This window comes from Mesorhizobium sp. WSM4832, from assembly GCF_055811115.1.
Genome location: NZ_JBVVQH010000025.1, coordinates 56,913 through 83,370, shown reverse-complemented (window position 1 = coordinate 83,370; position 26,458 = coordinate 56,913). Strand labels below are relative to the sequence as shown.

Genomic DNA, 26,458 nt, shown 5'->3' with positions numbered 1-26,458 from the left:
ACCTTTCAGAACTGCTGGAGTTGCGGGAGTGTGAGCGGGATAACGGTGTAGTCGCCGCTGCCATCGAGACCCGTGACCTCAGCGATCGCATCGATGCGGCGCGCGGATCCGCGTCCGGCGATGAAGACGACCAGATCTATTGCTTCGGCGATGAGGCGGCGTGGAACGGTGACGACGGCTTCCTGGGCGAGCTGCTCGATACGGTAGAGTGCGGAGCGCGCCGAATTGGCATGAACCGTAGCGATGCCACCAGGGTGACCAGTGTTCCACGCCTTCAACATGTCGAGGGCTTCGGCGCCCCTCACCTCGCCGACGATGATCCGGTCGGGCCGGAGCCGCAGCGTCGAGCGCACGAGATCGGCAAGCGTGGTCGAGCTCCGCCTCGTTCTCAGGGCAACGCAATCCTTGGCCGCGCATTGCAGTTCGCGTGTATCCTCGATCAGGATCACCCGCTCGTCGCACTCAGCGACCTCGGCCAGCAGCGCGTTGGCAAGCGTCGTCTTGCCCGAGGACGTGCCGCCGGCGACCAGGATATTGCGCCGCTCGCACACCGCCTTTTTAAGCGCATCGGCCTGCAGCGGCATCATGATCCGGTCGGCGACATAGTCGGCCAGCGTGTAGAGCTTTGCCGCCGGTTTGCGAATGGCGAAGCACGGCGCCAGCACCACAGGCGGCAGCAAGCCCTCAAAGCGCTCGCCCGAGGGCAGTTCGGCACTGACGATCGGGTTGTCGGCATGCGCCTCGGCGCGCACATGCGAGGCGACCAGGCGAATGATGCGTTCCGCCTCGGAAGGATGCATATGCACGCCGATGTCGACCCGTCCTTCCCCCAGTCTATCGAGCCGCAGCGCGCCGTCGGGATTGACCATCACCTCGATGACCAATGGATCGGAAAGCGCTTCGGTGATCGCAGGGCCCATGGCGGTGCGCAGCATCGCGCGGCGACGATGGTCGGCCTCCGGATGAGAGGTCATCCTTCCCCTCCCATGCCATTCTCCTTGCCGAGCGACCGTTTCCCGGAAGCGATCTGGCGACCGACCTGTTCGACGAATTTGTCGAAACGGTCCTGGGCGACGGCCTGCGTCGCCTTGTCCGGGACCGGGGTGTGGGCGTGAAGCGTGATCGAAAAGCGGATGAAGAGCGCCAGGCTCTCCAGGATCATCTCGGCATCGCGCCTGACATGAGCGAGCTCGCGGGAAATACGGTCGAGCCTCATGCCATAGCGACGATCGAGCTCGCTCTCGCCACACCGCTCGATAAAGGCCTCTACCGCCTTCGCAATGATCGCGGATTTCGTGGTCGACGGATCGCGGCTCAGGTCTTCCAGCTTCTCGCTCAACTCGGGTTCGAGCAGAAACTGATGACGAATGCGGTGGGTCTTCATGCGGCTCGTTCCGACGAAGCCGGCGTTGCGCCGGCGACGGGAACAAGCATCGGCCAGGCGCTCGAAATTGCTTATGGCCGTTATCTACGCTGAGATACGCTTTGCTTTGAGCGGCGTTCAGAAGCCGGGGACAATATCCTTGTCATCCCCCCCTCCCTCGTTGATGCCGTAGGCACGCACCGCGGTGGAAATTCGATCCATCACACGTTTGTCGGCGACCGCCTCGCTGTCATCGTCGACGGGCTTGGACAGATCGTCCTCATCAGGCGCCTGGCTGACGACGCTGCGCTCTTCGGGCAGGCCAGGATGGCGCTGCTGCTGAACACCTCCCTCGTCCGCAAGCGCGGCGCCTGCGCTTTCGTCGTCAGAGGCAAGACGACGGTCGACGCCGCGTACTTGGCCAGTCCAGTCGTCTTGGCGCGGCGCAGGGCAGTCTGCGTAGAGACCGTCCTGCAGCACCGGCGCAGGCAGCACCCGTTCGGCGAAGTTCTGATCCTCGTAGTAGCGCAGCTTTTTGGCGCGGATGGGGGGCAAACCCGAAACCAGCACCAGTCCGTCCGAGGGCGGCAATTGCATCACCTCACCCGGTGTTAGTAGAGGGCGGGCCGTCTCCTGTCGGCTCACCATGACGTGTGACAACCAGGGTGCCAGCCGATGACCTGCATAGTTGCGCATGGATCTGAGCTCTGTCGCCGTACCAAGAGCGTCGGAGATCCGCTTGGCGGTGCGCTCGTCATTCGAGGAAAAGGCAATGCGCACATGGCAATTATCGAGAATGGCGTTGTTCTCGCTGTAGGCTTTTGAAATCTGGTTCAAGGATTGCGCGATCAGATAGGCGCGAATGCCGTATCCGGCCATGAACGCGAGCGCGGTCTCGAAGAAATCGAGTCGCCCGAGGGCCGGGAATTCGTCCAGCATCATGAGCAGTTGGTGCTTGCGGCTCTTCTTTGGATCGCCCTCCAGCCGCTCCGTCAACCGCCTGCCGATCTGATTGAGCACCAGGCGCACCAGGGGCTTGGTGCGCGAGATGTCGGATGGCGGCACGACCAGATAGAGAGACGTCGGTCGCTGTGCATCCATAAGGTCGGCAATGCGCCAGTCGCATGCCGATGTTGCCGCCGCCACGGTAGGATCGCGATAGAGCCCGAGAAACGACATCGCAGTCGAAAGAACGCCAGAACGCTCGTTCTCCGACTTGTTCAGCACCTCGCGCGCCGCCGACGCCACGACGGGATGGACCCGAGGATTGTCCGCCGCGCCGAGGTGATTGGTTGTCATCATTCGCTGCAGTGTCGCGGAAAACGATCGTTGCGGGTCCGACAGAAAGGTGGCGACACGGGAAAGTGTCTTTTCCTCTTCGGCGTAGAGCACGTGCAAGATGGCGCCGACCAGAAGCGAATGACTGGTCTTTTCCCAATGGTTGCGACGCTCGAGCGCGCCTTCCGGATCGACGAGAATGTCGGCAATGTTCTGGACGTCGCGGATCTCGTTTGGGCCCTTGCGCACTTCCAGTAGCGGATTGTAGCGCGCCGATCTGGAATCGGTGGGATTGAACAGAAGGCAATAGGAGAACTTCGAACGCCAGCCGGAGGTTAGCTGCCAGTTCTCGCCTTTGATATCATGAATGACAGCCGATCCGGTCCAGGAAAGAAGAGTTGGAACAACGAGTCCGACGCCCTTCCCCGAACGTGTCGGCGCAAAAGCCATCACGTGCTCCGGCCCGTTATGGCGCAGATACCGATCCTTCAGTTTGCCGAGGAAGACGCCTGCCGGCTGAAACAGCCCTGCTTTCTCGATCTCCCGCGTCGCCGCCCATCGAGAGGAGCCATAGGTGGTGACCAACCCGCGCTGTCGCGCGCGCCATAGGGAGCCAGCGATTGCAGCGGCACAGCCCATGAATCCACTGGTGCCCGCAAGCATACCGGCCTTGTCGAAGACCTCCGGCGCATAGGCATCGAATTGGAACCACCACTCCAACAGTTTCCACGGCTCGTAGATCGGCCAGCCAGCCGCGACGAACCATGGCGCGCCGAGTTGTTCCTGAAAGGCCAGCATATGAGCGCACCATTGCGTGGCGGCCCACACGCCGAGGAGAACGATGGCGAACACAATAGCGATCTGCCCAATCAGAAGCTTTGTGGGCGTCACTGGCTTGCTCCGCTGTTCTGGAGAGGTGGATCGAGCATCGCCCGGGGCGGCCGGAACAGGAATGCGCCCTATGTACGACTTGGTGCGATGAGAGGCTGTTTGGCGCGCCGCATTCCCGAGCGAGTCTTGACTGCTATGTCGGAGGGGACATGCTTGTCGTGAGCACGTCGGATATTTGGTCGGGGAACTGGGGTCGGCCAAAACCCCTCGTTCAACAGATTGCCGTACACCGCGATGAGGGTCGGCGCGAGCGCCAGGCGCGAGCGTGCCTACAAAGCCTTCCATGTTCAGCACGCGGGCAGCATCGACCGTTGCGGATCGGATCACATCGCGAGGCCTGAGAACGCGGCCGCGCAGAACAAATTCCCCTGATTGGTGCCCATGCATCTCGCCGAGCAGATCGGAGCCGTAGCCCATGGTTACGACGGCGCTTTGGAGCGTTTCGAGCGACGGGTTACCGTTCAGGGCAGGAATCTGCGCACATCCGCGCGCTGCAGAACCTCGATGGGCGACCGGCCCAAACGCCCAGGCGGATGCAAAGATCCATGCCAAGCGCTAGTTGCGAAGCATATGACCCGCATTTCGCAACGCGCCTATGAAGAGGCCGGCATGGTGAGTGACAACGATTTTGGCCTGCATTGACACCGGCATGCTGGTCCAATTCTCCAACGGTGCAATGAAGCGGGAGAAGGTACTGTTGACGAGGCAGTAGCGGCTAATAAGGCCTTGTCTGTCCAACGCCACCACACCAATCTGGTCGCCTCGATATCGGATGGCTGCAACCCGCTGGATGTCGGCGTCATCGTCGACCCGCACGTCGAAAAGCAGGATTCCGCGGCTCCTCGCGGCTATTTCCGCCGCTTTGTCATTGAAGCTCAAGCAGAGTGTGCGGACGCTTTCCACTGCCATCTGAAAAACCAACAAATCCAGTTCATTCACGGTCATGTGGCAGTTGAGCCAATAGGTGGATGATTGCAATGTCGCACACGGCTTGTTCACAGGTGTCGGCCCACTCCACACGACCGACCGTTTTAGTCGGCCGCCGACAGACGGCTGCTCCTTGGCTACCGCTCCTGAGGCGGGCGCGCGGGCGTCAACGAGGCCGGGCTTCTGCACTACCCTTGAGGAACTCTTTGTTTCCCCGCCGCTTCGCCAATCTGCGCGTCGCCTGTGCAGCCGTCCGCTTATCGGACGCAGATCTCGAGCCTCGTTGGGCCCTCACTGTGCCCTTCCGCGAGGGCGGGAAGGCGCTCGAGTGCCGCTACGTCGGCGACTGCTATGAAATCCTCACCTACAAGAAGGGAAACGCATGGGCGTCGATTTCCCTTCTGCGTCGCCTTGGCCTCCCTCACACTGATTGGCTGACTTGCGGGGCAACCCGGTCGAGAAAAGCATCGAATGCGGCGGCAACAGCGCGAATCGCAAAGCGATGCTGCCGCGATACGCGGACAAAACCCTTTTCGATGTCCACAATCCCGTCCTTGGCAAGCATCGCCAAGCGTTCAGCTGATTCGAGAAAATGGATCGGATCAGACCCGTGGGCGGCACAGATTGCCGGCACATCGGCCTCGAGATCGCACATGAGTCGCTCGATGATTGCGGCGCGCACGCGGTCTTCGTCGGTGAGACGGTAGCCCTTTGACGTCGCCAGGCGGCCAGCTGCGATGTGCCGGCAGTAGGAATCCCGTGTAACCTCGTTCTGGACGTAACCCTCGCCGACACGCCCGATAGCCGACGCGCCGAAACCGAGCAGGGTTTTGCAGGTGTCGGCCGAGTAACCCAGCGAGTTGCGCCGCAGGCGACCGGTCTTCTGTGCCAGGGCGAGATCGTCGTCCGGCAAGGCGAAATGGTCGAGCCCGATCTCTCGGTAGCCGGCGGCAATCAGCGTCACGGCAATGGCCGCATCCTGTTCGGCGCGGGCAGCGCTGCCTGGAAGAAATGCCTCCTCGATGAGGCGCTGATTCTTAATAAAGGACGGAATGTGCGAGTAGCCGAACACCGCAAGTCGGTTGGGGCGCATGGCGACCGCCGCCCTCGTGGTCTCGACGCAGGACTGTACCGTTTGATGCGGGAGACCAAAGATGAGGTCGAAGTTGATGCTTCTCACTCCATGGCGACGCAGCATTTCGACGGCAGCCGCCGTTTGCGCCTCACTCTGGACCCGGTTGATCGCTTTTTGAACAATGGGATCGAAGCTCTGTACGCCGAGGCTCGCGCGGTTCACGCCAGCTGCTTGCAAGGCTTCGGCCATCTCGGCCGTGAACGTGCGTGGATCGATCTCGACGGCGATCGCAGCTGTTTTCGCGAGCGCAAAGTGGCGGCGCAGGAAATCCATCAGGGCGAGCAACTCTACTGGCCCCATGAGAGTTGGCGTTCCGCCGCCGAAATGCACATCGCTCACGGGCAGCGCCTGCGGCGCGTGCTCCGAGACCAAACGTATCTCGTCACACAGCGCCACCAGATAATTGAGGATCGGCGCATCATGGCGAGTGATGGCGGTGGGGAAGCCGCAAAACCAGCACTTTGATCGGCAGAACGGAACATGCAAGTAGAGTGACGCCGGATCGTCAGCCGGTAGGTTCCTGAGCCATTCCTCATAAGCCTCGGCGCCGACCGCCCCAGAGAACTCCGAGACAGTCGGATAGATGGTGTACCAAGGCAGGCGGGCCTCGCGACATGTGGTCTGCAACAGTTACCGTCCCATGTTGATGCCTTCCATCCTTACCACTGCGCTCTCCTGAGTCTTTGCGCTATATCAGGCCGTCCCGCTTTGGGTCCGATTATTTCGCAGCGATAAGCGCCGTTCAGCCTTGGCTGGACAGCGACGGTATGAGCACGCGCAGGCCAGCGACAAGCGCCATGAGTTTCCCGTCGAGACCATCGTGAACACCGTGCTTGGAGTTTTCCCAATCGGCGAGCGTTGCGACCTATGAAAGCGTTACAATCATTCGACGGTGACTGATTTTGCCAGGTTGCGTGGCTGGTCGAGATCTGTACCCACGAAGACCGCCGTGTGGTACGCAAGGAGCTGTATCGGCAGCGAGAAGATCATCGGCGCGATAATCTCATCCGTGGCCGGCAGCACGATCGTGTGCATCGTATCGAGTTTCGATGCGGCTGCCCCTTTTACATCGGTGATGAGGATAATGCGCCCTCCGCGGGCGGCCACTTCCTGCATGTTGGAGAGGGTCTTGTCGAAAAAGCGATCATGTGGCGCGATGACGATCACTGGCATGTTCGAGTCTATCAATGCGATAGGACCGTGCTTCAATTCACCTGCCGCATAGCCCTCGGCGTGGATGTAGGAAATCTCCTTGACCTTCAGCGCACCTTCCATCGCCAGTGGGAAATTTGTGCCACGGCCGAGATACAGGACATGATGACACTTTGACAGTTCGCGCGACAGAAGCTCAATCTCCGGCTGGATGCTGTCCAGTACCTGCCTCATGAGGCGCGGCATTTCGGTGAGGCTCCCGACGAGCGCCTGCACCTCATCTTCGGTCACGGTTCCGCGGGCCTTGGCTGCGTGGATGGCGAGTGCTGCAAGAACGGCGAGCTGGCAGGTGAAGGCCTTGGTGGAGGCGACGCCGATCTCGGGGCCGGCAAGAATCGGGAAGACCACATCGGCCTCCCGAGCGATGGTCGATTCGCGCGCATTGACGACGGCGCCAATTTTCAGCCCAAGCTGCTTGCAGTACCTCAGCGATGCCAGCGTATCGGCGGTTTCGCCCGACTGTGAAATGAAAAGAGCCGCAGACTGCGGCGACAACGGGATCTCGCGATAGCGGAATTCGGATGCAACATCTATTTCGACCGGCAGGCGCGCATAACGCTCGAACCAGTACTTTCCGATTAGTCCGGCCAGATAGGCGGTGCCGCAGGCAGAGATCGCCAAGCTCGGGATCCTGGCGAAGTCGATGCCAAATACCGCATCGGCGCCATTTTCTATGAAATTGATATAATGACCGAGCGCATCGGCGATGACCTCGGGCTGCTCGAGGATTTCCTTCTCCATGAAGTGGCGATGGTTGCCCTTGTTGGCCAGAGTGGCCGCGGCCATCGAGGTCTGGCGCGGACGCGCGACGGGGTTGCCGTCGTAATCAAAGATATCGACGCCCGTCCTGCCGACAACGGCCCAGTCACCGTCGAGGAGATAGGTGATCTCATTCGTGAATGGAGCAAGCGCGATCGCGTCGGAGCCCAGGAACATCTCGCCGTCGCCATGACCGATCGCCAGCGGTGGTCCATTGCGCGCCGCAATGATGGTCGACGGATCATCCTCAAAGAGGATGGCAAGCGCGTAGGCACCCCTGACGCTTTTCAGCATGGCATGTACCGCCTCACCACGCCCCATGCCCTCCCGGCGGTGTCTTGCCAAGAGATGCGCAAGGACCTCGGTGTCGGTGTCGGTCTGGAACTCGGTTCCCGTCGCCGCCAATTCGTCCTTCAGCTCGGCGAAATTCTCAATGATGCCGTTATGGACGACGCCCACACCGTCCGTGAAGTGCGGGTGTGCATTGCGTTCCGTCGGTGGCCCATGGGTTGCCCAGCGGGTGTGGGCGATGCCGATGGTGCCACTCAAAGGCTCTTCCTTCAGTCTCGTCTCGAGATTGATGAGCTTGCCCTCGGCGCGCCGGCGGTGCAAGGTGCCCTCCGTGATCGTCGCAATGCCGGCCGAATCATAGCCGCGGTATTCCAGACGCTTCAACGCGTCGACCAGGCGCTCCGACACCGGCTGTTGCCCAACGATGCCAACAATCCCGCACATGTTCTTCTCCGAATTCTTCCCAGCAGCCTCAGCCGACGCAGACGAGGGACGAACACCCGCCCGCAGCTCGCTCGGTTAGAATCTTCTAATGAAATCCAGTAGGATTGGTAAAATTGATTGTTGGGATAACTATCATCCACGCCATGAATGAACTAAACCTCAGGCCACCGCGGGTTGTGCAACGCGCTTTACCGGTCTAACGCGTGGCCGATCCATCCCTCTAATCGGCGCTTCATTGTAGGCCTCAGCTAAGGTCATCGCGCGGCGTAAAGCAAAACTGCGGTAACCGGTTTCGAACAGACGACGCCAGCCTGGTGGCGCTGACATCGACCATAGTGCGCTAGGTTCACAACAGCATGAGCAATGGGGACCTTGTGGGCCGCGAGCGGAGAACTGAGGGGCGTCACCGACACCGTAGACTCCGGCTGGATCTGCTTGAGCAGGGATTGACAAATTCGACGCGTCGCTCCCGTCCTGCGAGAGCCCTCCTTTTACTGGACCACTTAAAAGCTCCAAAAGTGGCAGTTTAGTTTGGACCAGTGAACTGCAATATTGGCTCGCAGTCAGGGAAGCGATCGTGACTGGTCGCGCTGCTCATGGATCGCTTGCGCTCGAATTGATGAAGGTGCCTAGGTGTTTGAGGATCCCTGGAGGCGTTGGAACCATGCCGGACGACGTATTGGCGGAGCGACGGATGGCCTGGTCGGAAGGCTGAATGCCTTGATGCCTGGCTGCAAAATGCCCGTGTGTAATTTCGAAAGGAATGGATGATGACTTTGTTTCGTGGCCTGTCGGCGTTCCCCCTCACGCCAACCGATGCGGAAGGGCATGTCGACACCGAGGCACTGGCTCGTTTTCTCGAGCGTATCCAACACGCGGGAGCGGACTCCATCGGCCTTCTGGGGAGCACGGGCGGTTATGCTTACCTCACGAGGGAAGAACGCAAGCGTGCCGTTCAGGCTGCCGTGGAATGCATCGGCGGCAAAACGCCTCTTGTCGTGGGAGTGGGTGCATTGCGTACCGACGAAGCTCAGGCTCTGGCGCGCGATGCAAAATCCGCTGGCGCTGACGGCCTGCTCCTGGCACCGATGTCCTACGTTCCCTTGAACGAGGACGAAGTCTTCCAGCACTTCGTCGCGGTTGCCGAGGCGGGGGAACTGCCTTTGTGCATATACAACAATCCAAGCACCACACGCTTCACATTCAGCGACGCATTGATCGCCCGGCTGTCAGAGGTATCCAACATCGTCGCTGTGAAAATGCCTCTGGCGGCGAATGAGGATTACACGGGAGAACTGGCACGCTTGCGGTCGATGACGCCTGACACTTTCACAATCGGATACAGCGGTGATTGGGGCGCGGCGGATGCCCTGCTCGCCGGATGTGACACCTGGTACAGCGTTGCGGCAGGTCTGCTGGCGGTCCCGGCGCTTGCGCTGACGCGTGCGGCGCAGTCCGGCGACGCGGTGGAGTCCACTCGGTTGAACCGCGCTTTCGAGCCGCTCTGGACCTTGTTCAAACACTACGGCAGCTTCCGCGTTATGTTCGTCATCGCCGAATACCTCGGTCTGGCGCACGTCCAGCCACCGCGCCCTATTTTGCCGTTGCCGGACGACGCCGGAGATGACATCAGGCAGGCACTGGAGAAGCTCGAGACAGCCGAACACACAGCATGCCCAGTGCAACTGCTAGATTAGGCAGCCGGCGCGCGGGTGTTCCGCGCATTGTTCGAGATGGAAGTTTGGGCGGCGCAGAATTGGATCGCTGCTCAACGGCCTCTTGAACACGTGCGGACGACGCCGGCATTAACCGGCGGGCAGATGCGCCGAGGGCAACAAGCGCGCCTGACGCAACGCCGCCAGATCAGCCGAGCCGGTGCAGAAGCAGGCGACTGCCAACTGGCGGATGACGATCTCGAAATGCGTCACAACCGCCTCGGTGGACACCGTCGCCGCGCTCAGCACGCCGGCCGCCTGCCCGGCGAAGTCCGCGCCCAGGCGGATGGCCTTGGCCACGTCGCCGCCGTCGCGGATACCGCCCGACGCGATCAGCTTCACCGTTGGCAGCGCTCGGCGTACCGCCTGTACGCTGGCCGGGGTCGGAATCCCCCAATCGGCGAACGCCATCGCCACTGCACGGTCGGCGGCATCGCGGGCGCGCTCGCCCTCCACCGCGGCCCAACTGGTGCCCCCGGCGCCGGCGACATCGATCACCGCCACGCCCGCCTCGACGAGCGCAGAGGCTACCGAGGCGGATAGGCCCGACCCCACTTCCTTGGCCACGATCGGCACGCCCACGCTGCGCGCGGCGCGAGCGATCTGCGCCAGGACGCCGCGCCAGTCGCGGTCGCCCTCCGGCTGTACCGCTTCCTGCAGCGGATTGAGATGGACGATGAGTCCATCGGCCTCCAGCGCATCCACCGCCCGGCGCGCCAAGTCCAGGCCGTCGGCCTCGCGCAGTTGCGCGGCGCCGATATTGGCCAGCAGGGGGATGTCTGGGGCCGCGCGGCGCAGCGCGCGCGTCAGCCCCTGGGAGTTGCGGGATTGCAGGCTCACGCGCTGCGAACCGACGCACATGGCGATCCCCAAGGCTTGCGCTGCCTCGCTCAGATGCCGGTTGATGGCCTCGGCGCGCGGCATGCCGCCGGTCATGGAGCTGATCAGCAGCGGCGCGCGCATGGTCCTGCCCAGCAGCGAGGCGCGCAGATCGATCTTCGTCAGGTCCAATTCGGGCAATGCGCAGTGTTCGAAACGGATGTACTCCCAGCCGGCGGCGACCGTGGCCGGCGCCGTTCGCCGATCCAGCACGATGCCAAGATGGTCGTCCTTGCGCCGGCTCAGGGTGGTGTCGTTCATGCTCGCTCCATCCGTTGCATCGGACGACGGCGTTGCGTCGGATCGGACCGACGGCAGAGCTCGCGCACGTCGCCGCCTCCCCCGCGTTCAGGCCGGCCCACGCTGGCCTACCCCGCAGTGTCCCTGCGGTAGCGGCTGGTCGAGGTCTGGTAGTACTGCGCGCGGATGACGGCCATGGCCTCGATCAACGGTCCCCACGGCGCGGGAAAGCGTGCTTCCGCCATCACTCGGTGCAGCATGCGCGTATGGCCGGCCAGCTCGTCGTTGAGAAACTTCACCACAGGCATAGCCGGATAGCGCTGCAGCAGCAGGATCGCCGCGTTGCCGGCCTCGCCGGCCGACCTGTCCTTGTCGCGTCCATGCAGATCGTTCTGCAGGCGGCCTATCGCGGAGATGAGCCGCAGGGCCTGGCGAAACGCCGGACGTGCGCGCAAAGTCGGCATGTCCAGCCCCCACAACAACGACAGGCAACACAACACGTTCCTGTAGGCGATCGAGTCGATGCCGTTGTGCAGGTACTCGGCGTAGGACCAGCGTTCCGCCCCTGCCGCCTGCGCGTCCCCGGCGCGCAGCGCCGCGCAGTAGCACCGGGTATCGTCGAGAAGCTGAGCATAGTCGCGACGATCATAGGCGAGCGCGGCCAGCGAAGCGCTTAGCACAGCGCAGCCCTCGAATCCGGGGAGTGCGCACGGCACGCCCTGCCCGAGCGCCTGCTCCACCGCGGCGAGCTGCTCCGGCGCGATCAGCCCAAGGTCGTTGCAATCGTCAAGCCAAAACAGCAGCGCCAGTTCGCGATAGAACGCCACGATCAGCGTTTCATCCTGCGGATCGCGGCCAGTGCGGGCGCTCGTCTCGCGCAGGCTCGGGTCGATGCGCTGCAGGATGTACTGGCCGCCCCTGACCGCTTCCACGGCATGCTCGTCGGCGAACCCGGTCAGGGAACGCCCCCACTCCAGCACCTGCTGCAGCGCGCGGTCGGTCTGGATCATGGCGCCTCTCCTGCTCCCTCGGCCAGCACGCGCCGCTCCCAATCAAGCGCCAGCCACAACCCGGCGAGTTCGGCCACGCGCACAACCCGGGTGGGGCAATACAGTTCCTTGCCGATCCACAGCGGCATCTGCGGCAATGCATGCGCCGCATGGCGGGCGAGCATCCACTCCAGCGCATGCGCCACAGCCTGCGCGATCCGCCGGCGCCCTGTCGGCTCTTCGCTCCCTTCCATCACGTGCAACGCGAACAGCGCATAGGCGGTTTCCTCGAATGTGGATGCGCGACCGGCGCCCCAGCCGCCGTCATCGCGCTGCGCCTGAAGCAGCGCCGCCAGCGCGCGCTCGTCACGCCACTGAGGCTTGCCTTGCGCCAGCGCAGCGACCGCATGCGCGGTGGGATACAGCCAAGAAACGTGCCATTTTTCGTTGTCCCATAGACCGTTCGGGTTGCGATTGGCCTCGACGTAGGCGCCGGTGCCGGCGGCGGGCTTTCCCAACAGTCGCAACGCATGCAGGGCATGGATGTTGGTCGAGACCGAGGCATTGCGCTCGCCGGGGAAGGTGACGAATAGCTCGCCCATTTCGAAATGGCGCAACGCATCGACCGCCGGGGCGCGGCCTGCAAGGTGCAGGACGCACAACGCAACGGCGGTGTCGTCCGCATCGGCCGCGAAGTGGAAGGCCGGGCCCAGACCGTGCAAGCCTAGGCGGGCGTCGAGCTGCGCAACGATCACGCGCACCGCCTCGGCGAGCGCGGGATGCGCGAACAGCCCGGCCAGATGCAGGGTGTACAGCGACCAGCATGGCTCGAATACATTGATCGGCCAGACGTTGGGAACTACACCTTCGATGCTGCTGCGCGTCGCCCGCGATGCTGACTGCAGATACGCGTCGGCGCGCCAGACATGCGGTGTGTCCCCTTGTGTCACGGCGTGCGCACGCCACGCGGCGGTGGCCGCCGGACTGATGCCGATGCTGCCGTCTTCATCCGGGCATGCGGTGGTCGGCGATGTCCCCCAGGCTTCCCAGGAGTGCAGCAACGGATGGCCGCTCGGCAACGTCGCCACAGCCCCTAGCTTGGCCAGGCGCGCTTGCCGCAACGGCAACAGCGCCGGGTGGCGCGGAAACGCCACGCCGTCCAGCAGGGATGAAGCCTCGCCGCACAACTGCGGCAGAATCAGCTCCGCGCTGATCGGCGCGTCTTCCGGCACCGTATACGCGTAGGGATCGGGCTGGCGTTCGAGGAACCGGGTTGCAGCCTGGACTGCGTCGGCAGCGCCGGGAAGAGAATCGGCACGCTGCAATGCCAGCAACGCCGCCCACGTGGGCGCATGGCGAAACAGCGGGAAGTCCGCGCTTCCCCATCCCCCATCGGCCTGTTGCTGCGCGATGAGCCACGCGTATGCGTCCTGCCGACCGGTGACGTTGCCATGGAAATGCAGAGCTCGCGCCGTGTCGTAGACGGACGGACCGACGCTGCCGCCGTCGCTCATCTCGCTCAGCAGGTGGCGCAGTTCGGAAAGGATCTGTTCGGACAGCGCGTTCACGCGAGATGTTCCTTCTGCACACGGTTGACGAGAATTAAGGATCGGGCAGACGCCGCGCGCCTCGCCGCAGGCCCGTCGCGGCCGGCGCATGTGCAGCGCTGGACGGCCGCCCTGCTCCGGCGCGGCGACGCGCCCCGATGCTGGTGCCGGTCCGCCGTATAGGCTTGCGCGCAGCGCGCCGCGTGCGCCGCGGCCGTGCTGGGCAACCGCTCATCGGAGGGACACCGACACAGTGCAGCATGCACCACTGCCGCCGGCCGATCGCAGCGGCACGGGGGCGACTCCATGCGGACGCGCGCACTCATGCGCATGGCGCGTGCTTCAAGAGATACGCTTTGGCCCGCTGCAGCATCTGCGCCAACCGGTCCGCACGCGGCCCCAGCGGGGCGATGGCCTCCCCGGCGTCGCGCAACAGATCCAGCGCGAACTGGCGCGCTGCCTGCAGCCCCATGATCGACGCGCAGGTCGGCTTCTGCGCTGCCGCGTCTTTGCCGGGGGTCTTGCCCAGCGCCGCGGTATCCGCTGTCGCGTCGAGAACGTCGTCGACCACCTGCAACGCCAGGCCGAAACAGGCGCTGTAGCGATCGAGCGCATAGTACAGCGCAGCGTGCGCAGAATCCTCCGCGATGGCGGATAGCGCGCCCATGCGAACGGACGCGCGCACTAGCGCTCCGCTCTTCATCCGGTGCATCGCCACGATCCTGTCCAGCTCGACGTGCTTTCCGACCAGCGACAGATCCATGGCCTGCCCGCCTGCGGCACCCTCGGCGGACACCGCCTGCGCCAGTTCGCGCACGAGCGCTATGCGGTTGTTGCCCGGCGCATCCAGCCTCGCCAGGGTCAGGAAGGCGTGCGCCTGCAGCGCATCGCCGACCAGGATCGCGGTGGCTTCGCCGAACTTGACGTGCACGGTCGGAAGGCCGCGGCGAAGCACGTCGTCATCCATCGCGGGCAGGTCGTCGTGGACCAGGGTACAGGCGTGCATCATCTCGACGGCGGCGGCGACGTCGTCGAGCATGTGCGCCGGCGTGCCGGCCAGTGCGCCGGCAGCCAGACAGAGCAAGGCGCGGGTGCGCTTCCCGCCGTGCAAGGTGGCGTAGCGCATCGCCGCCATCAGCTCGGTCTCAGCGTCATCTTCGCCGCAGAGAAGACGCGCCAGCGCCTGTTCGACCCGCTTTGCGCCGTCCTGCATCCAGATCTCCGGCGGCAGCCCGCCGGATGCGCCGCGCGCCTGCGCGCCCAATTCGCCGAGCGCGGAAACGCCAGTTCGGTCGTCGTGCGGCGTGGAACCGGTCTGCATGTTGTTCATAGTCCTTGTACCTGACTAGGGCCACTGCGAGCGCCGAGCCGCCGCGGTGTTGCCGGCGCCGAGCGCTTGCGCCGAGTGAAGCAATGCTGCGCATCGCCGGCGCCGCTGCCTTGCCACACGGGGCATGCGATGCCAGCTCATGAGAATCCGATGCGGACTGTCATGGACGGATGTGCGGTCGGGTAATAGCGCCGGCCTTTTTCGACGCCGCTCAGCAACCGCGGCCGCACCCCGGCCGCGTGCATGGTCAGCGCCAAGGCGATGCAGAACTGCACCATTTCCAGCCATACCAAGTGGTAGCCGATGCAGACGTGTGGGCCGGTACCGAACTGCAGCATGTCCACCGGCCGGATCGGCTCCGTGCGTTGCAGCCACCGCGCCAGGCGGAACTGATCAGGCGACTCGTGCAGCAGCGCCGAGGTCGAGAAATGCAGCAGCGGGATGCACAGATGGGTGCCCGCGGGAATGCGCCGTTGGCCGAGCTGCAATTCCTGCAGCGCGCGACGCGGAAGGAGCGTGGTCGCCGGATGCACGCGAAGCGTCTCGCGGAACAGCGCCTCGGCGACCGGACACTGCGCCAGGTCCGCGTGCCGGGTCGGCACCGCGCCCACGCGTTGCGCCTCCTCGACCAGGGCGTCCCACAGCACAGGCTGCCGCGCCAGCTCGATCACCATCCAGGCCATCGTCGAGGCGGTGGTGTCGTGACCGGCAAGCAGCAGCAAGCGGATGTTGGCGACCAGTATGTCATCGGAGAGCGCATCGTCGCTGCGATCGAAGGCGCTCACCATGTCGTTGATCAACCCGGTGCGCGCCGCATGCGCGCGCGCGTCGCGGACGAACTGGCGCAACTGCGCATCGATCCAGTCTCGGGCCGCGCGGCCGCGCCGCAAGGGCAGTCCGGGCAGGTCGACCGGGGGCGCGACGATCAACTGCAGCAGTTGCCGGTACTTGCGATGCCACCCCGGCAGGTCCTGCGCGGGGATTCCCATGAGGCTGAAGATGAGCTTGAGCATCAGGTCGCCGGTTTCGCGCAGGATGGTTACGTCGCCGCGGTCGCGCCACGCCTGCACCCGCGCTCGGATGACGGGCGCGAACAGGTTGCCGATGCCGGCCTGGGTCAGCCCCTTGGGCAGGAAGGCCGCCTTGATCGCATCGCGCGCCTGCCGGTGCGCGCCGCCGTCCTGGGCGACCAACGTTCCGCCAAGCAATTCGGGCGCGATCTCTTCGATCAGCGCCGAGGACACATCCTTGTGCCGGAGCAGTGCGAACGCATCCGGATCCACGCAGGTCATCAGGTGTCCGGCAGGGCCGAAATCCAGCCAGAAGTGGCTGCCCAGCGTCCGTTCCGCGCGCCGCAGCAGGCGCGGCAGGTCGCAGACGATGGCGGGAAGATGCCCGACTAGGGGGAAAGCGCCGGGCATGACCGGGATGTCGTGCCGCAGCCGGTGCCGACGGTCCAGCGGGTTGAGCAGCATGGCCATCAGCAGCGCGGCGCCGCGGCCGCTTCGGCGAGGCCGATGGCAGGCCGCGCGGCGCGGTTGCCACCGTCGGCGTACGTCGGCACATGCGCCAGCATGCCGCCGTCGATGCACACGACCTGGCCGGTAATGAATGCAGCATCGTCGGAGAGCAGGAACGCCACCAGCGCGGCCACGTCCTCGGGGCGGCCGGCGCGCGGCAGAAGCTGGTGCCGGCGCAGATGCCGTTGCATGCACTCGTCCAGCTTGGCGAGGAGACGCTCGGTCATGATGAGACCCGGCGCAACCGCGTTGCAGCGGATCTGCGCATGACCGTACTGGGTGGCGAGCGAGGCCGACAACATGTTCATCGCCGCCTTCGACGCGGCGTAGGACGTCTGCGCGGTGTCACCGCTGAGCCCCTGGCACGACGACATGTTGACGATCGCGCCACCGCCGCGGGCGATCATCCGTGGGATGGCCTGTCGGCAGCAGAGCAGCGAGCCGCGCAGATTGGTCGCCATGGTCTGATCCCAGACCGCCAGGTCCAGGTCGAGGATCGCGGAGTCGCGCGGGGTCAGATGCATGGCGCTCGCGTTGTTCACCAGCAGGTCGACCCCACCGAAGTGCCGCTCCGCCGTCTCGAACAGCGCTGCCACCGCCTGCGCATCGGCGATGTCCATGGCCAGGGCCAGCGTGAGCCCCGCTTCGGCCGCGATCTGCGCGGTGCAGGCGATGGCCGCCGAGGCATCAATGTCGGCCACCACCACCCTGCCACCCTCGCGCGCGATGGCGAGGGCGCATGCCTTGCCGATGCCGGCGCCGGCGCCGGTCACCACGGCCACCTTGCCTTCAAACCGTCCCATCGTGTCCCCCTGGATGGCGTTGTTTCGCGGCATGCCGCTCGGGCTTCTCCGGAGAAGGCGCAGGGTCGGCGCTGGCGCGCTCCTCGTCGCCAACGTCGCTTTCGATGACCCGAATGGCGGCGACTGGGCACTGGCTGGCCGCGAGCCGCACGGCGGCGTGCAGCGCCTGCGGAACCGTCGCCACGCACAGTTCGGCCACTCCGTCCAGTTCGCGCTGGCGAAAGGTGCCCGGCAGCGTCAGCGCGCACTGTCCGGTGGTTCCGCACAGATCCTGGTCGACCACGACGCGCATCTCAGCCCCCCTGCGCATGCAGCCGCACCGGCAGCGCGCGGAACGTCCTAAGGAACGCGGAGGGCTCCCGGGTCGGCTGCTCGGCCAATGCCAGCGTGGGGAAGCGCGCCTGGATCCGCGGCAGGCTCTCGGCCAACTGCACCCGGGCCAGTTGCGCACCGAGGCAGAAGTGGATGCCGTGGCCGAAGCTCAGCATGATCTTCCCGTCGTTCGACATGCCAGCACTGGTGCCGTAGAACCGCGCGGGATCGAAGCGGTCGGGATCGGCGAAGGCGTCCGGGTCGCGATTGCCGGCCGCGATCAGCACGCGCACGTCCGCGTTCTTCGGGATTACCACACCGCGCAATTCGATGTCGTGCTGGGCGATACGCGGAATGGAACTGAACATGGCGGGCGCGTCGCAGCGCAGGACTTCTTCGACGAATGCCTTCACCCCCACGGCGTCCCCCTGCAGCCAGTGCCGCTGTTCGGGAAACGCCAGCATCGCCAGGATCGCATGGTCGATGCTCGCGGCAGTGGTGGCGAAGCCGCCCAGCAGCATGCCCCACAGCATGCTGATCAACTCCGCATCCGACAACGTGTCGACGTCGTCGTCGTGTGCGCCGACCAGCATCGACACGATGTCGTGGCGGGGATCGGTGCGTTTGCGCTGTATGAGGTCGCCGAAGTAGGCCTGCACCCTGGCGCTGGCCGCGTCCGCCGCGGCGAGCTGGGGATCGCTGGCGTGCGGGCTCAGGCCTTCCAGAATGGCGCCGATGCCGGCGGCGAGCCCGAACATGCCGTCCTGGGGCATGCCGAACAGTTCGGCGAAGACCAGCATGGGCAAGGTCAGCGCGAATTCCCGATGCAGGTCCACCGCCTCCCCGCGCTCCAGCGCGGGTGCCATGCCGTCCAGGCGCGCTGCGACGATGCGCGCGATGCTCGGCCGCAGGTTGTCGATCTCGCGCATAGTGAAATCGCGCGAGATCAGCCGGCGCAGACGCGTATGCGTCGGTGGTTCCTTCATCGCTAGCGTGGACGCCAGAAGACTGAGCGACAGGCTGGTCGCCGCACGCGGGAAATAGCGCGCCAGTTCGCCCGGCGCCGGTCCCCGAAACGCATCGCCCGTGGCCTTGAGCGCCCAGTAAATATCGACGTGGCGGCTCAACAGAAAGAGGCCCGACGCCGCGCGATGCACCGGATCGTGCTCGCGCAACCACCGCATGAACGGATACGGGTCGTGGATGCACGCTGGCGACGTCAGTTCGGCGAAGGCGTCCCGGCATGCTGGGATGGTTTCTTGCACGTCCATCTTGGTTACCCGTTGGCTGGCTGATCTGACCGGCGCGTGCTAGGCGCGCCGGCAAATTGCGGAGAAGATCGCGATTCCGGGCGGCGTCCGCGCATCACCAGAGCACCGGGAACTCCTCGAACCCGCCAGTGATGATCTCCTTGCGCAACTTCAGTTCTTCGGGCGCCACGGCCAGGCGCAGCGCGGGAAAGCGCTGGAAGATCGAACCGACCACCACCTTGAGTTCCAGCCTGGCCAGCGCCATGCCGATGCAGTAGTGCGGCCCGTGCGAGAACGTGAGGTGCGGATTTTCGTCGCGCCCGATGTCGAAAATTTCCGGGTCATCGAAATGCCGCGGATCGAACGACGTCGCCGGCAGGCCGACGAGCACCTTGCTTTCCGCGGGAATATGCACGCCCGCGATAGTCACGTCGGTCCTCGGATAGCGCATGACGCCGTCCCAGCCCGCGCCCGGCGGGTACATGCGCAGGATTTCCTCCACCGCCCTGTCCACCAGGGACGGATCGCCGACAAGGCGTTCGCGCTGTTGCGGATGGCGGAACATGGCCAGCAGGCCGAATTCGATCTGCGCGACAGTGCTCTCGTGCCCCGCCACCAGCATGCCTGCCGCCAGGCCGATCGCCTCATCCTCGGACGCCTTGCCCTGGTCGACCGCCGCGAGCAGATCCGTCAGCAGGTTGTCGCCCGGATCCTGGCGCTTGTCCCACATCTTGACGCGAATGTAGGCGCGCAGTTCTTCCCAGGCCAGGCGAGACGCGCTGCGTGGACCGCTTTCATGCTGGTGTGTCATCACCTCGTCGGACAGCCCGGCGAAAAAGGCGTGATCCTCATAGAGCACGCCAATCAGCGCGCTGATGACCATGGCCGGAAGTGGAAAGGAGAGGTGGCGCCGCAGGTCGGCGGGCTGGGGCTGGGCCGCCAGCGTCTCGAACAACTGCGCGGCAATCGCATCGACCTGCTGCGCGAGCAGCTTCACCCTGCGGTTGCTGAAGGCCGGGGCCACGACCGTGCGTAACCGGGCATGCTCGCCCCCCTCGTGCGAGACCAGCCACCCCGGCGAACCGAGAATCACCGAATCCGGGGTGAATGCCGCTGGCGGCATTCCCGCGGGCCGGAACGCCGCGTCGGATAGCGCCGCCTTGGCCTCGTCGTAGCCTGTTACCAACCAGCCTTCGTGCCCGGAGGGGAAGCGCACGCGGTGGATCGGACCATTGGCGCGTAGCGCCAACATCTCGGGCGAGGGCTCGATGTGATCGACGCGCCACATCGGCAGCGTCGGCAAGGGTGGTTCGGACATGGTGGCACTTCACTCTCTAAGCGATGGAGGGCGGAAGGCGCTGCGGGCAGCGAATGACGTAAGACGGCATGTAGACGTCCTCCGCGGCGTAGCCGACTTGGTTATCGAGATCGGCCAACGTGTAACTGTCTGGGCATACCGCGCGGCGAGATGCAGAATTTATCCTGCGCCTTCGAAGTCAGCATAAGGCAATTGTGGTGGAGCGGCCTTTGAGTCGCAGCCGGCCATCAAGATTTCCTCTGCAAGGGCCGACAAGGGCGGCAGCCTGTTTGATAGGGGGTTCGCCGAGGCCCCTTGCCGTAGAATGCTGTCTGATGCGGATTTGACATGCTTTTCTTTCTTCGTTCCATCGATCGCGGTGTCATCCACCAAATGAAGGTCAGCCGGCCGCTCCCGGCTCGCCACGAAGGAGTTCAAAATTCGTGCCAATTTGGCCGACCCAGCAGAAGAAAAACATTGTGATTGCTTTTCAGTGGATTAGCCTAAGGCTAGACAAGAACTCGGCGAAAAAGGCCGTGTCGCGGACCCGACAAAAGCGACAGAACAGTCTCGGATAGTATGGGGTCGGCCGGCAGATCACGCGGTGCGCGAGCATGAAGCGGCGACCAAGACTGGCGATCTGGCCGCAAGCCCGGCGTCTCGGCCACTGGCTGGCTAAGTACTTCAGGTAGCGATCAGGCGGCCCGCATTCCGGCGCCCTCGATCACGGCACCGCCGGTCACGTACTTCCACAGAGCGACAAGCAGTTTGCGCGCCAGAGCGACGATCGTGACTTTCCTGGTGCGTGGGCCGAGCCGGCGGACTCTCTCGTGACACCAGGGTGCAAAGGCCGAATCCGGTTGATGCCGCAGCCAGAGCCAGGCCATTTCCACGGCAATGGCGCGCAAACGGAGATTGCCCGCCGCTTTGCCGCGCAAAACGTCGCTATACCCCTCCAAGGAGAACAAGCCGTGCAGTTCTCGAATGCTTCCGCAAGTTGGCGTAGCTTCGGGTCGAGTAAGCCCTTTTGTGCTGGCTTGTCCGGCATGCCGGCCCGATAGCCATAAGTTCCACTATGCCGTCCAGAATTATCTATCGTTGTCCGGAATTAAGCCGGGCGTCGGAGGTCGTGTGCGGTATTGTGCGCACCACGGCAAAACCGCAGCGGAACTGAAACGAAGCCGCCGAGAGGTACAGAGCGGCACTCCCTCGATGAGGGTTACCAAACCTGTCGCTGGGGGGTTACCCTGCGCGTGTTGGGTGGCCCTAGGTCCCCAATCGGGGCCGAAACAAGCTCAATTAAGACGGCTGCTTAATGCCAGTCGGGACTTGATTGTCGGTGGGGGACATTGGTAACCAGTTGCCCGAAGGGCATTGGCAACCTCTTCGGCCGAAAGCGGCGGGATATCATCCACTTAGCAGTCCGGCCGCATAGGCTAAGGTGCAGGGCGCGCCGTTCTGCGGGTCAATCACGAGGGTAAGTGCGCCTTTGCGGCTTTCCGATATTCGTGAGAACTCCAGCGGTAGGACCGGGCCGTCAGGTAGCCATTCATCGTGATAATTGTCGAATTCAGGCCGCACATCCCAGATAAGCGATCCCCATCCGAGGATAGCGATCTGCGTCTTCTTCTTTTTTGATTGTTCCGCCATTGAACGAGCCCCCGTGCTTGTGACCGGATTATACCCTATCAGCCTGTTGGGGACAGGCAGGCGCGCCCCACCTGATGCCTTTGGAGACGCGGGTAGTTGGTTCATCGCGAGCCGGATGAGACATATGCCTAACCAACCCGCGACCGCCGACAGTCTGACAGCGCCCTACTCTACCGGGAGGTGGGGCGGTCGCGTGTGACATTCAGGGGACGCTGGTCGCGGCCAAATCAGGCTTTTCGGCACAACTACACTGACAGATCGGATGCTAGCAGCGCCCTAAGCGACCTCAGTTTGGCCAACAGCTCGTCGAACGTGATGATCGATATGCCCGCAAGCACGCTACGGTACAGTTCGAACGAACGCTTGCGCGCAGGCTCGGGAATAACACCGGCGACCAGTACGCCCCTAATGCCAAAGGACTCCATCCTGTGCTCAGGGTTCAGCGCCTTCAGCCTGAATATGTCGCTCTGAAGGTGGTTCATCTGATCAAGAACCTGGGTGACGGCCGAAACCAGATCCGGCGATGGACCGTAAACACCGCTGCGATATTCTTTGCTGGAGAGCAAAGGCATACCCGGCGTCTTGATCTCGATGATCGCCAGGTTGTCGGTGAGTTGGTTGGCGAAGAGGAAATCCGTGATCTTCTCGCCGGCACCCGTGAGCTTTTTTCCGCCGACATGCGCCTGTCCCTGCAGCATTAGGACAGGGACGTTGAACGCCATATCGAGGATGAAGGGATTCGCCTCGAAAAGCTTTTGCCATTGTGGCTCGCTCGTCTTCACCGCGAGCTTCGCTTCAACATGGGCGATAAGCTCGTCGATGGACGCGAGTTCGATCTCATCATGAAGCTTGATGATCGCGCCGCGCTGAGTGTTTAGCGAGCTGCGTACCGCGACTTTCGCCAGTCCGACCACGGCCGCGCGGTCATTTTCCGACAGTTTCGCATCGACGATCGTGCGGCCGATCGTTTCGGCAATTTCATCGGGCTCGCGCTCGAAGAGCTTCAGCGGGAAGGTGTCCTTGTCGAGCCGGTGCAGCAAGTTTGAGTAGGCAAGCTGCTTCTTCTTCTTGCGGCTGGAGATGCGCGCCTTGTCGTCGAAGCGGCCCGCTCCGCGGCGCAGCTCATCGAACAGCTGAAAGCCCATCTCATACGTCTTACCGTCCTCGGAGCGGGACACCTCGAGTGTCTTTGCGCCGGTGAGGCGCAGATGCTCGATGTCATCGATTTGCGCCAAGGCCTGGATGATGAAGGTGAGGGTTCGATCGAGCCCGAGCCCGAAATTCGGATCCTTGGTGAAGCCGGAAGGCATGCACTCGTTCAGATACATCTCGACGTCTTCGATGGTCGTCGGCAGGACAAAGTGTTCGCTGTCGTCGAAATCGTCGACGATGCTAGCCAGGCCATTTGCTTCAACGAGCTCGATGGAGATGATCGGGTCGTGCTTCGGCCCTAGAAAGTTCCCCGATGTAGGCATCGTGTTTACCGGAAAGAGGGTCGTCGATTCCTTCTTGGCATCGAACCGCAGAAGCTGGACCCGGGCGGTAGGATCACCGAAGCGGCCGGCCGCGCGCAGGCGCGCTTCGGATGGCGTGAAGAACACGTCGACCCGTCCCGGACCGTGCGGCTCGACCTCGAGCCTGCCCTTATCGTCATCGCCGAATTGTGGACCGAACGTTGCCATCTCACTACCAAGCAATGCTACCAACTATTTGCCGAGCAGCCATAATTCTCTGACCCGTAGCCGTCCCATTCCAGCATCACGGATCTTAGACGCTATTTGAGCTCGACGATTTAGGAGTCTGCAAGCAGTGCGCGCCCCAGTCTGGCTATCGACCTGCCCGAGGGCGCCTTCCGCGGATATCGGACTGCCGCTTCGCGCTGGCAAGCACGCGCGGCTTGGCGACCTTGAACGTCTGCTGGGACTTGTGCGCAAACATTTCGGCTTCAGGCATGCCCAGCGAATAGAGCGATCGCTCGCGATCCTCTTCGGATCTGAGGTAGTTGATGTATTCGCCGACGCGCTCCAATCGAACCTTTACCCGATCCAGCCGGTCTCCCTTGAGGAAAAGGCCGTACTCACGCCGAGCGGCTTCAGCGAGATAGTTGTTCACAGTTTCATTGAAGACGGCACTGTCAGTGCAAATCAGGTCGAGATAGGTGAAATCGTAGGCGAGCTCTTCATACATGTAGAGCCCGTAGTTCGTGATCTTGATCGAGTCCACGTCATCCGAATAGGCATCTACCCTGTTGTTAGATTCCACGAACCCATGCTTGAGCAGCATGTCGGTATTCTTCACGAAATCGTCCAACATGTTGAATGTCTCGGCGAAGTACGATTTCAACTCGGCAACCGACATATACGACGGCGCAGAGCCGTCAATGTTCTTTGACAGCTTGCGAAGGATCCGCAGCCCGGTGAAATGGGAGCCGTGGCGAGCGTATCGAATCTGATAGATGTTCGGGATATCGCTCAGCCCCTCGTCGTAGAAGTACCGAGTCGGTATCATCACCGGCTTGATGACCTGGTGAATTAAGAAATTCCAGGTGCCGGCTGCGAGCATTTCTTCAACATTGGTGTAGCCAGACAGAAGGAAGCTTCGGAACAGGTCAAGTGACAGGCGGATATCCCCATGCGCACAGGCGGTAAGGAAGCTGTTCAGGGGCGAGGTCGAACCCATAAACTCTCGACAGAGAATGTTGAGGTATTTGCCACAGTCGTCGACCGTCGCTTTGTCAGCGCCATGGACAAAGTCGCTTCGCCGCGCCTCATTCTCCAGAAGGCCGACCGTGTAGGCAAGACGCTTCTTGAAGACCTCTGCGGGCTTGGGTGAGCTGATATGGAACCCAGCATTCTGAAACGCGTCCAAAACACCGTGGATTTTGGAGTTGTAAAATCTCTCCTCACGCATCGAAATCAGCGTGACGCAGCCAAGCTCGTCCGCGATTTGCTGCGCTGATGCGAAGCAGAAATCCTGAGTTGGACCAGCATACTGGTCAGTATTGTCGACAACGACGATTATACCTTTAGCCCGGTCTTTCCAGTAATCCACCAACTGACGCGCGCAGTATGTCTTATCCGCCTTCCATTGGCTGATCAGGTTGTTGAGTCGCAGATTGTATGCTTCGGAGGTCTTTGGCAGGCCGGATAGCTCTTGTTTTGAGGCAGTTAGGAACCGATCGGAAAACAGCTTCCCGATGAGAGCCGAGCGATCCGATTCCAGTATGCGGTCAACGTCGAGGCTTTGTACAAGGATATCCCAAATGGCGACGCGTATGCCCTCTATGTTTTCTGGTATTTTTAGGAGATCCACTATCGCGACCACAGAGTGGTCCTTCAGCCACCGCGGCGGGTTGTGGTGCAATAGGCGTTTGATAAAGGTGGACTTGCCTGACCCCTTACCGCCGAAGAGAACCAGCACCTCGCCTTTGCGGCCCTTCTTAATGTTCTTGGTCAACCGGCCGCCAAGTTGTCCGCCTTTGCCGGTCTCATCCAATTGCTGAACGCCATACGACTGAAAGTAGGGAGAAAGGGAGTCGTGAATAAGCGTGCGCATCCCGTCATAGGACGCCTGCGAATCCCTCTGTGAAACGTAGCACCGCTCCATGAATTCTGTGTCGTCGTCTCCGATGATGCCGAAGTAGTGATTGATGATGGGGCGGAGGGTAGCGGCAAGCCGATTGGCGGTAATTGTGTGCGAATAGGCCGGAATATCGTCTTTGGGGAAATAGAGTTGCCGGTCCTTAGGAGGAGAACTTGTTAACAGGGAAACGAGGGATGAGTTTTCCGTTATCGCTTTGAATGAGAGCGCGTTCACCGCGCGCGTGTACTCTTTCGCGAAAAATGTAAGGTCCCTGACAACAAAGGCCGAGAGTGTCTCCCAGCGCTTTCCCTTCTCGAACGTCTTGAAAAACACCCACTGAATGCCGTTCGTGATACAGGCATATTCGCAGCCTGTGTCAAAGCAGTATCTGCGAACCTGTCCCATCGCGTCATTTATGTTCGGGTCGGAAAGCAGCTTTTGAATCGATATGTAGCTTGATACCTCGCCGGCATTGGTCGCAGCCGGAAGTTCAAAGAACACGCCATCCTTCTTTGCCTCGATAAATATCAGATCGTCGCCGTTGGCCTTTTTGAGGATGTAGTCCGCGAATCCAGGCCGGATGTATTCCTCTGCTGCCACCCGGTTCTTTGGCCAGGTTAGGAATTCATGCAGGATGGTATCAATTACCTTGTGGCGCGTATCTGCCTCATTGTGATCCCGCGTGGATGACCACTCTATCAGATCAGTAATATGCGTCAGGTTGTCAGTTGAAGCGGCATTCTGGCTCATACTCGTTTTTGAAACCCAATCTTCGCCATTCAGAAAACTCTCGCCTGCCGTTGTAAGGTTTTCGGCTTTTGACCACATCGCCAATCTACAGTCAAACAAAGTTGCTCAAGGAATGTTCTGCGACCCCTGTGGGCGTTGCCGAAAGGAGCGGGAACGAATTCGTACGTGTAGTGGATCACGGGAACATCTACGCGCCCCAAAGTCCTCGAATTTGAATGACATCATCGATCTCGCAAGGATTTGCCGCTACTGCAGCATGTTTCCTATCGATTTCCGCCAGCACAAACGCCCAAT

General features: G+C 62.6%; 18 protein-coding genes and 2 pseudogenes. 1 reads left to right on the top strand and 19 read right to left on the bottom strand.

From position 1 onward, the window contains the following. Positions 1-5: 5 nt before the first annotated feature. From trbB to glmS, 6 genes are all read right to left on the bottom strand, one after another. Entirely contained in the window at positions 6-974 is a 969-nt protein-coding gene (trbB, locus tag AC0L2L_RS28655) for a P-type conjugative transfer ATPase TrbB (RefSeq protein WP_473583242.1), read from the bottom strand. Further along, the gene (locus AC0L2L_RS28650; RefSeq protein ID WP_473583241.1) at positions 971-1,384 is read right to left on the bottom strand and encodes a CopG family transcriptional regulator; all 414 of its coding nucleotides are present in this window, start codon (positions 1,382-1,384) and stop codon (positions 971-973) included. Before AC0L2L_RS28650 ends, trbB begins: the two co-directional genes overlap by 4 nt. A 117-nt stretch (positions 1,385-1,501) precedes the next feature. After that, positions 1,502-3,532, bottom strand: a complete 2,031-nt coding sequence (locus AC0L2L_RS28645; RefSeq protein WP_473583240.1) for a conjugal transfer protein TraG — start codon at positions 3,530-3,532, stop codon at positions 1,502-1,504. A 555-nt stretch (positions 3,533-4,087) separates the two neighbouring features. Continuing rightward, positions 4,088-4,477, bottom strand: a complete 390-nt coding sequence (locus AC0L2L_RS28640; RefSeq protein ID WP_473583239.1) for a hypothetical protein — start codon at positions 4,475-4,477, stop codon at positions 4,088-4,090. A gap of 403 nt (positions 4,478-4,880) precedes the next feature. Beyond that, positions 4,881-6,221, bottom strand: coding sequence for an oxygen-independent coproporphyrinogen III oxidase (gene hemN / locus AC0L2L_RS28635; RefSeq protein WP_473583238.1), 1,341 nt, complete (start codon positions 6,219-6,221; stop codon positions 4,881-4,883). Positions 6,222-6,476: 255 nt separating this feature from the next. Then, complete coding sequence (gene glmS / locus AC0L2L_RS28630; RefSeq protein ID WP_473583237.1) at positions 6,477-8,300, bottom strand: glutamine--fructose-6-phosphate transaminase (isomerizing); 1,824 nt, start codon at positions 8,298-8,300, stop codon at positions 6,477-6,479. 770 nt (positions 8,301-9,070) lie between these two features. Between glmS and AC0L2L_RS28625 the strand changes: the two genes are divergently transcribed. Further along, positions 9,071-9,997: a dihydrodipicolinate synthase family protein gene (locus tag AC0L2L_RS28625; protein ID WP_473583236.1), complete on the top strand. Its 927-nt coding sequence runs from the start codon at positions 9,071-9,073 to the stop codon at positions 9,995-9,997. Positions 9,998-10,105: 108 nt separating this feature from the next. On the opposite strand, the gene fni is transcribed toward AC0L2L_RS28625, so the two are convergent. The 13 genes and pseudogenes from fni to AC0L2L_RS28560 form a co-directional block, all read right to left on the bottom strand. Then, on the bottom strand, positions 10,106-11,155 hold the full coding sequence (gene fni / locus AC0L2L_RS28620) for a type 2 isopentenyl-diphosphate Delta-isomerase (RefSeq protein ID WP_473583235.1): 1,050 nt from the start codon (positions 11,153-11,155) through the stop codon (positions 10,106-10,108). An 87-nt stretch (positions 11,156-11,242) separates the two neighbouring features. Continuing rightward, a pseudogene (locus tag AC0L2L_RS28615) lies at positions 11,243-12,144 on the bottom strand (terpene synthase family protein). Next, positions 12,141-13,691, bottom strand: coding sequence for a hypothetical protein (locus AC0L2L_RS28610; protein ID WP_473583234.1), 1,551 nt, complete (start codon positions 13,689-13,691; stop codon positions 12,141-12,143). The pseudogene AC0L2L_RS28615 and the gene AC0L2L_RS28610 overlap by 4 nt, the downstream one beginning before the upstream one ends. A 301-nt stretch (positions 13,692-13,992) precedes the next feature. Continuing rightward, complete coding sequence (locus tag AC0L2L_RS28605; RefSeq protein WP_473583269.1) at positions 13,993-14,991, bottom strand: polyprenyl synthetase family protein; 999 nt, start codon at positions 14,989-14,991, stop codon at positions 13,993-13,995. Positions 14,992-15,137: 146 nt separating this feature from the next. Continuing rightward, complete coding sequence (locus AC0L2L_RS28600) at positions 15,138-16,481, bottom strand: cytochrome P450 (protein WP_473583233.1); 1,344 nt, start codon at positions 16,479-16,481, stop codon at positions 15,138-15,140. Next, positions 16,481-17,323, bottom strand: a complete 843-nt coding sequence (locus AC0L2L_RS28595) for an SDR family oxidoreductase (protein WP_473583232.1) — start codon at positions 17,321-17,323, stop codon at positions 16,481-16,483. Before AC0L2L_RS28595 ends, AC0L2L_RS28600 begins: the two co-directional genes overlap by 1 nt. Further along, positions 17,310-17,615 carry a ferredoxin gene (locus AC0L2L_RS28590; RefSeq protein WP_473583231.1) on the bottom strand — a complete coding sequence of 102 codons (306 nt, stop codon included), beginning with the start codon at positions 17,613-17,615 and terminating at the stop codon, positions 17,310-17,312. Before AC0L2L_RS28590 ends, AC0L2L_RS28595 begins: the two co-directional genes overlap by 14 nt. Before the next feature lies 1 nt (position 17,616). Continuing rightward, complete coding sequence (locus tag AC0L2L_RS28585) at positions 17,617-18,906, bottom strand: cytochrome P450 (protein WP_473583230.1); 1,290 nt, start codon at positions 18,904-18,906, stop codon at positions 17,617-17,619. Positions 18,907-19,000: 94 nt separating this feature from the next. Further along, positions 19,001-20,203, bottom strand: coding sequence for a cytochrome P450 (locus AC0L2L_RS28580; RefSeq protein ID WP_473583229.1), 1,203 nt, complete (start codon positions 20,201-20,203; stop codon positions 19,001-19,003). A gap of 674 nt (positions 20,204-20,877) precedes the next feature. After that, positions 20,878-21,105 (bottom strand): annotated as a pseudogene (locus AC0L2L_RS28575) (IS110 family transposase); the annotation flags it as partial. Positions 21,106-21,589: 484 nt separating this feature from the next. Beyond that, entirely contained in the window at positions 21,590-21,832 is a 243-nt protein-coding gene (locus AC0L2L_RS28570; protein ID WP_473583228.1) for a hypothetical protein, read from the bottom strand. A gap of 245 nt (positions 21,833-22,077) precedes the next feature. Beyond that, the gene (locus AC0L2L_RS28565; RefSeq protein ID WP_473583227.1) at positions 22,078-23,514 is read right to left on the bottom strand and encodes a Shedu immune nuclease family protein; all 1,437 of its coding nucleotides are present in this window, start codon (positions 23,512-23,514) and stop codon (positions 22,078-22,080) included. 145 nt (positions 23,515-23,659) lie between these two features. After that, entirely contained in the window at positions 23,660-26,242 is a 2,583-nt protein-coding gene (locus AC0L2L_RS28560) for a hypothetical protein (RefSeq protein ID WP_473583226.1), read from the bottom strand. Between the last annotated feature and the right edge of the window lie 216 nt (positions 26,243-26,458).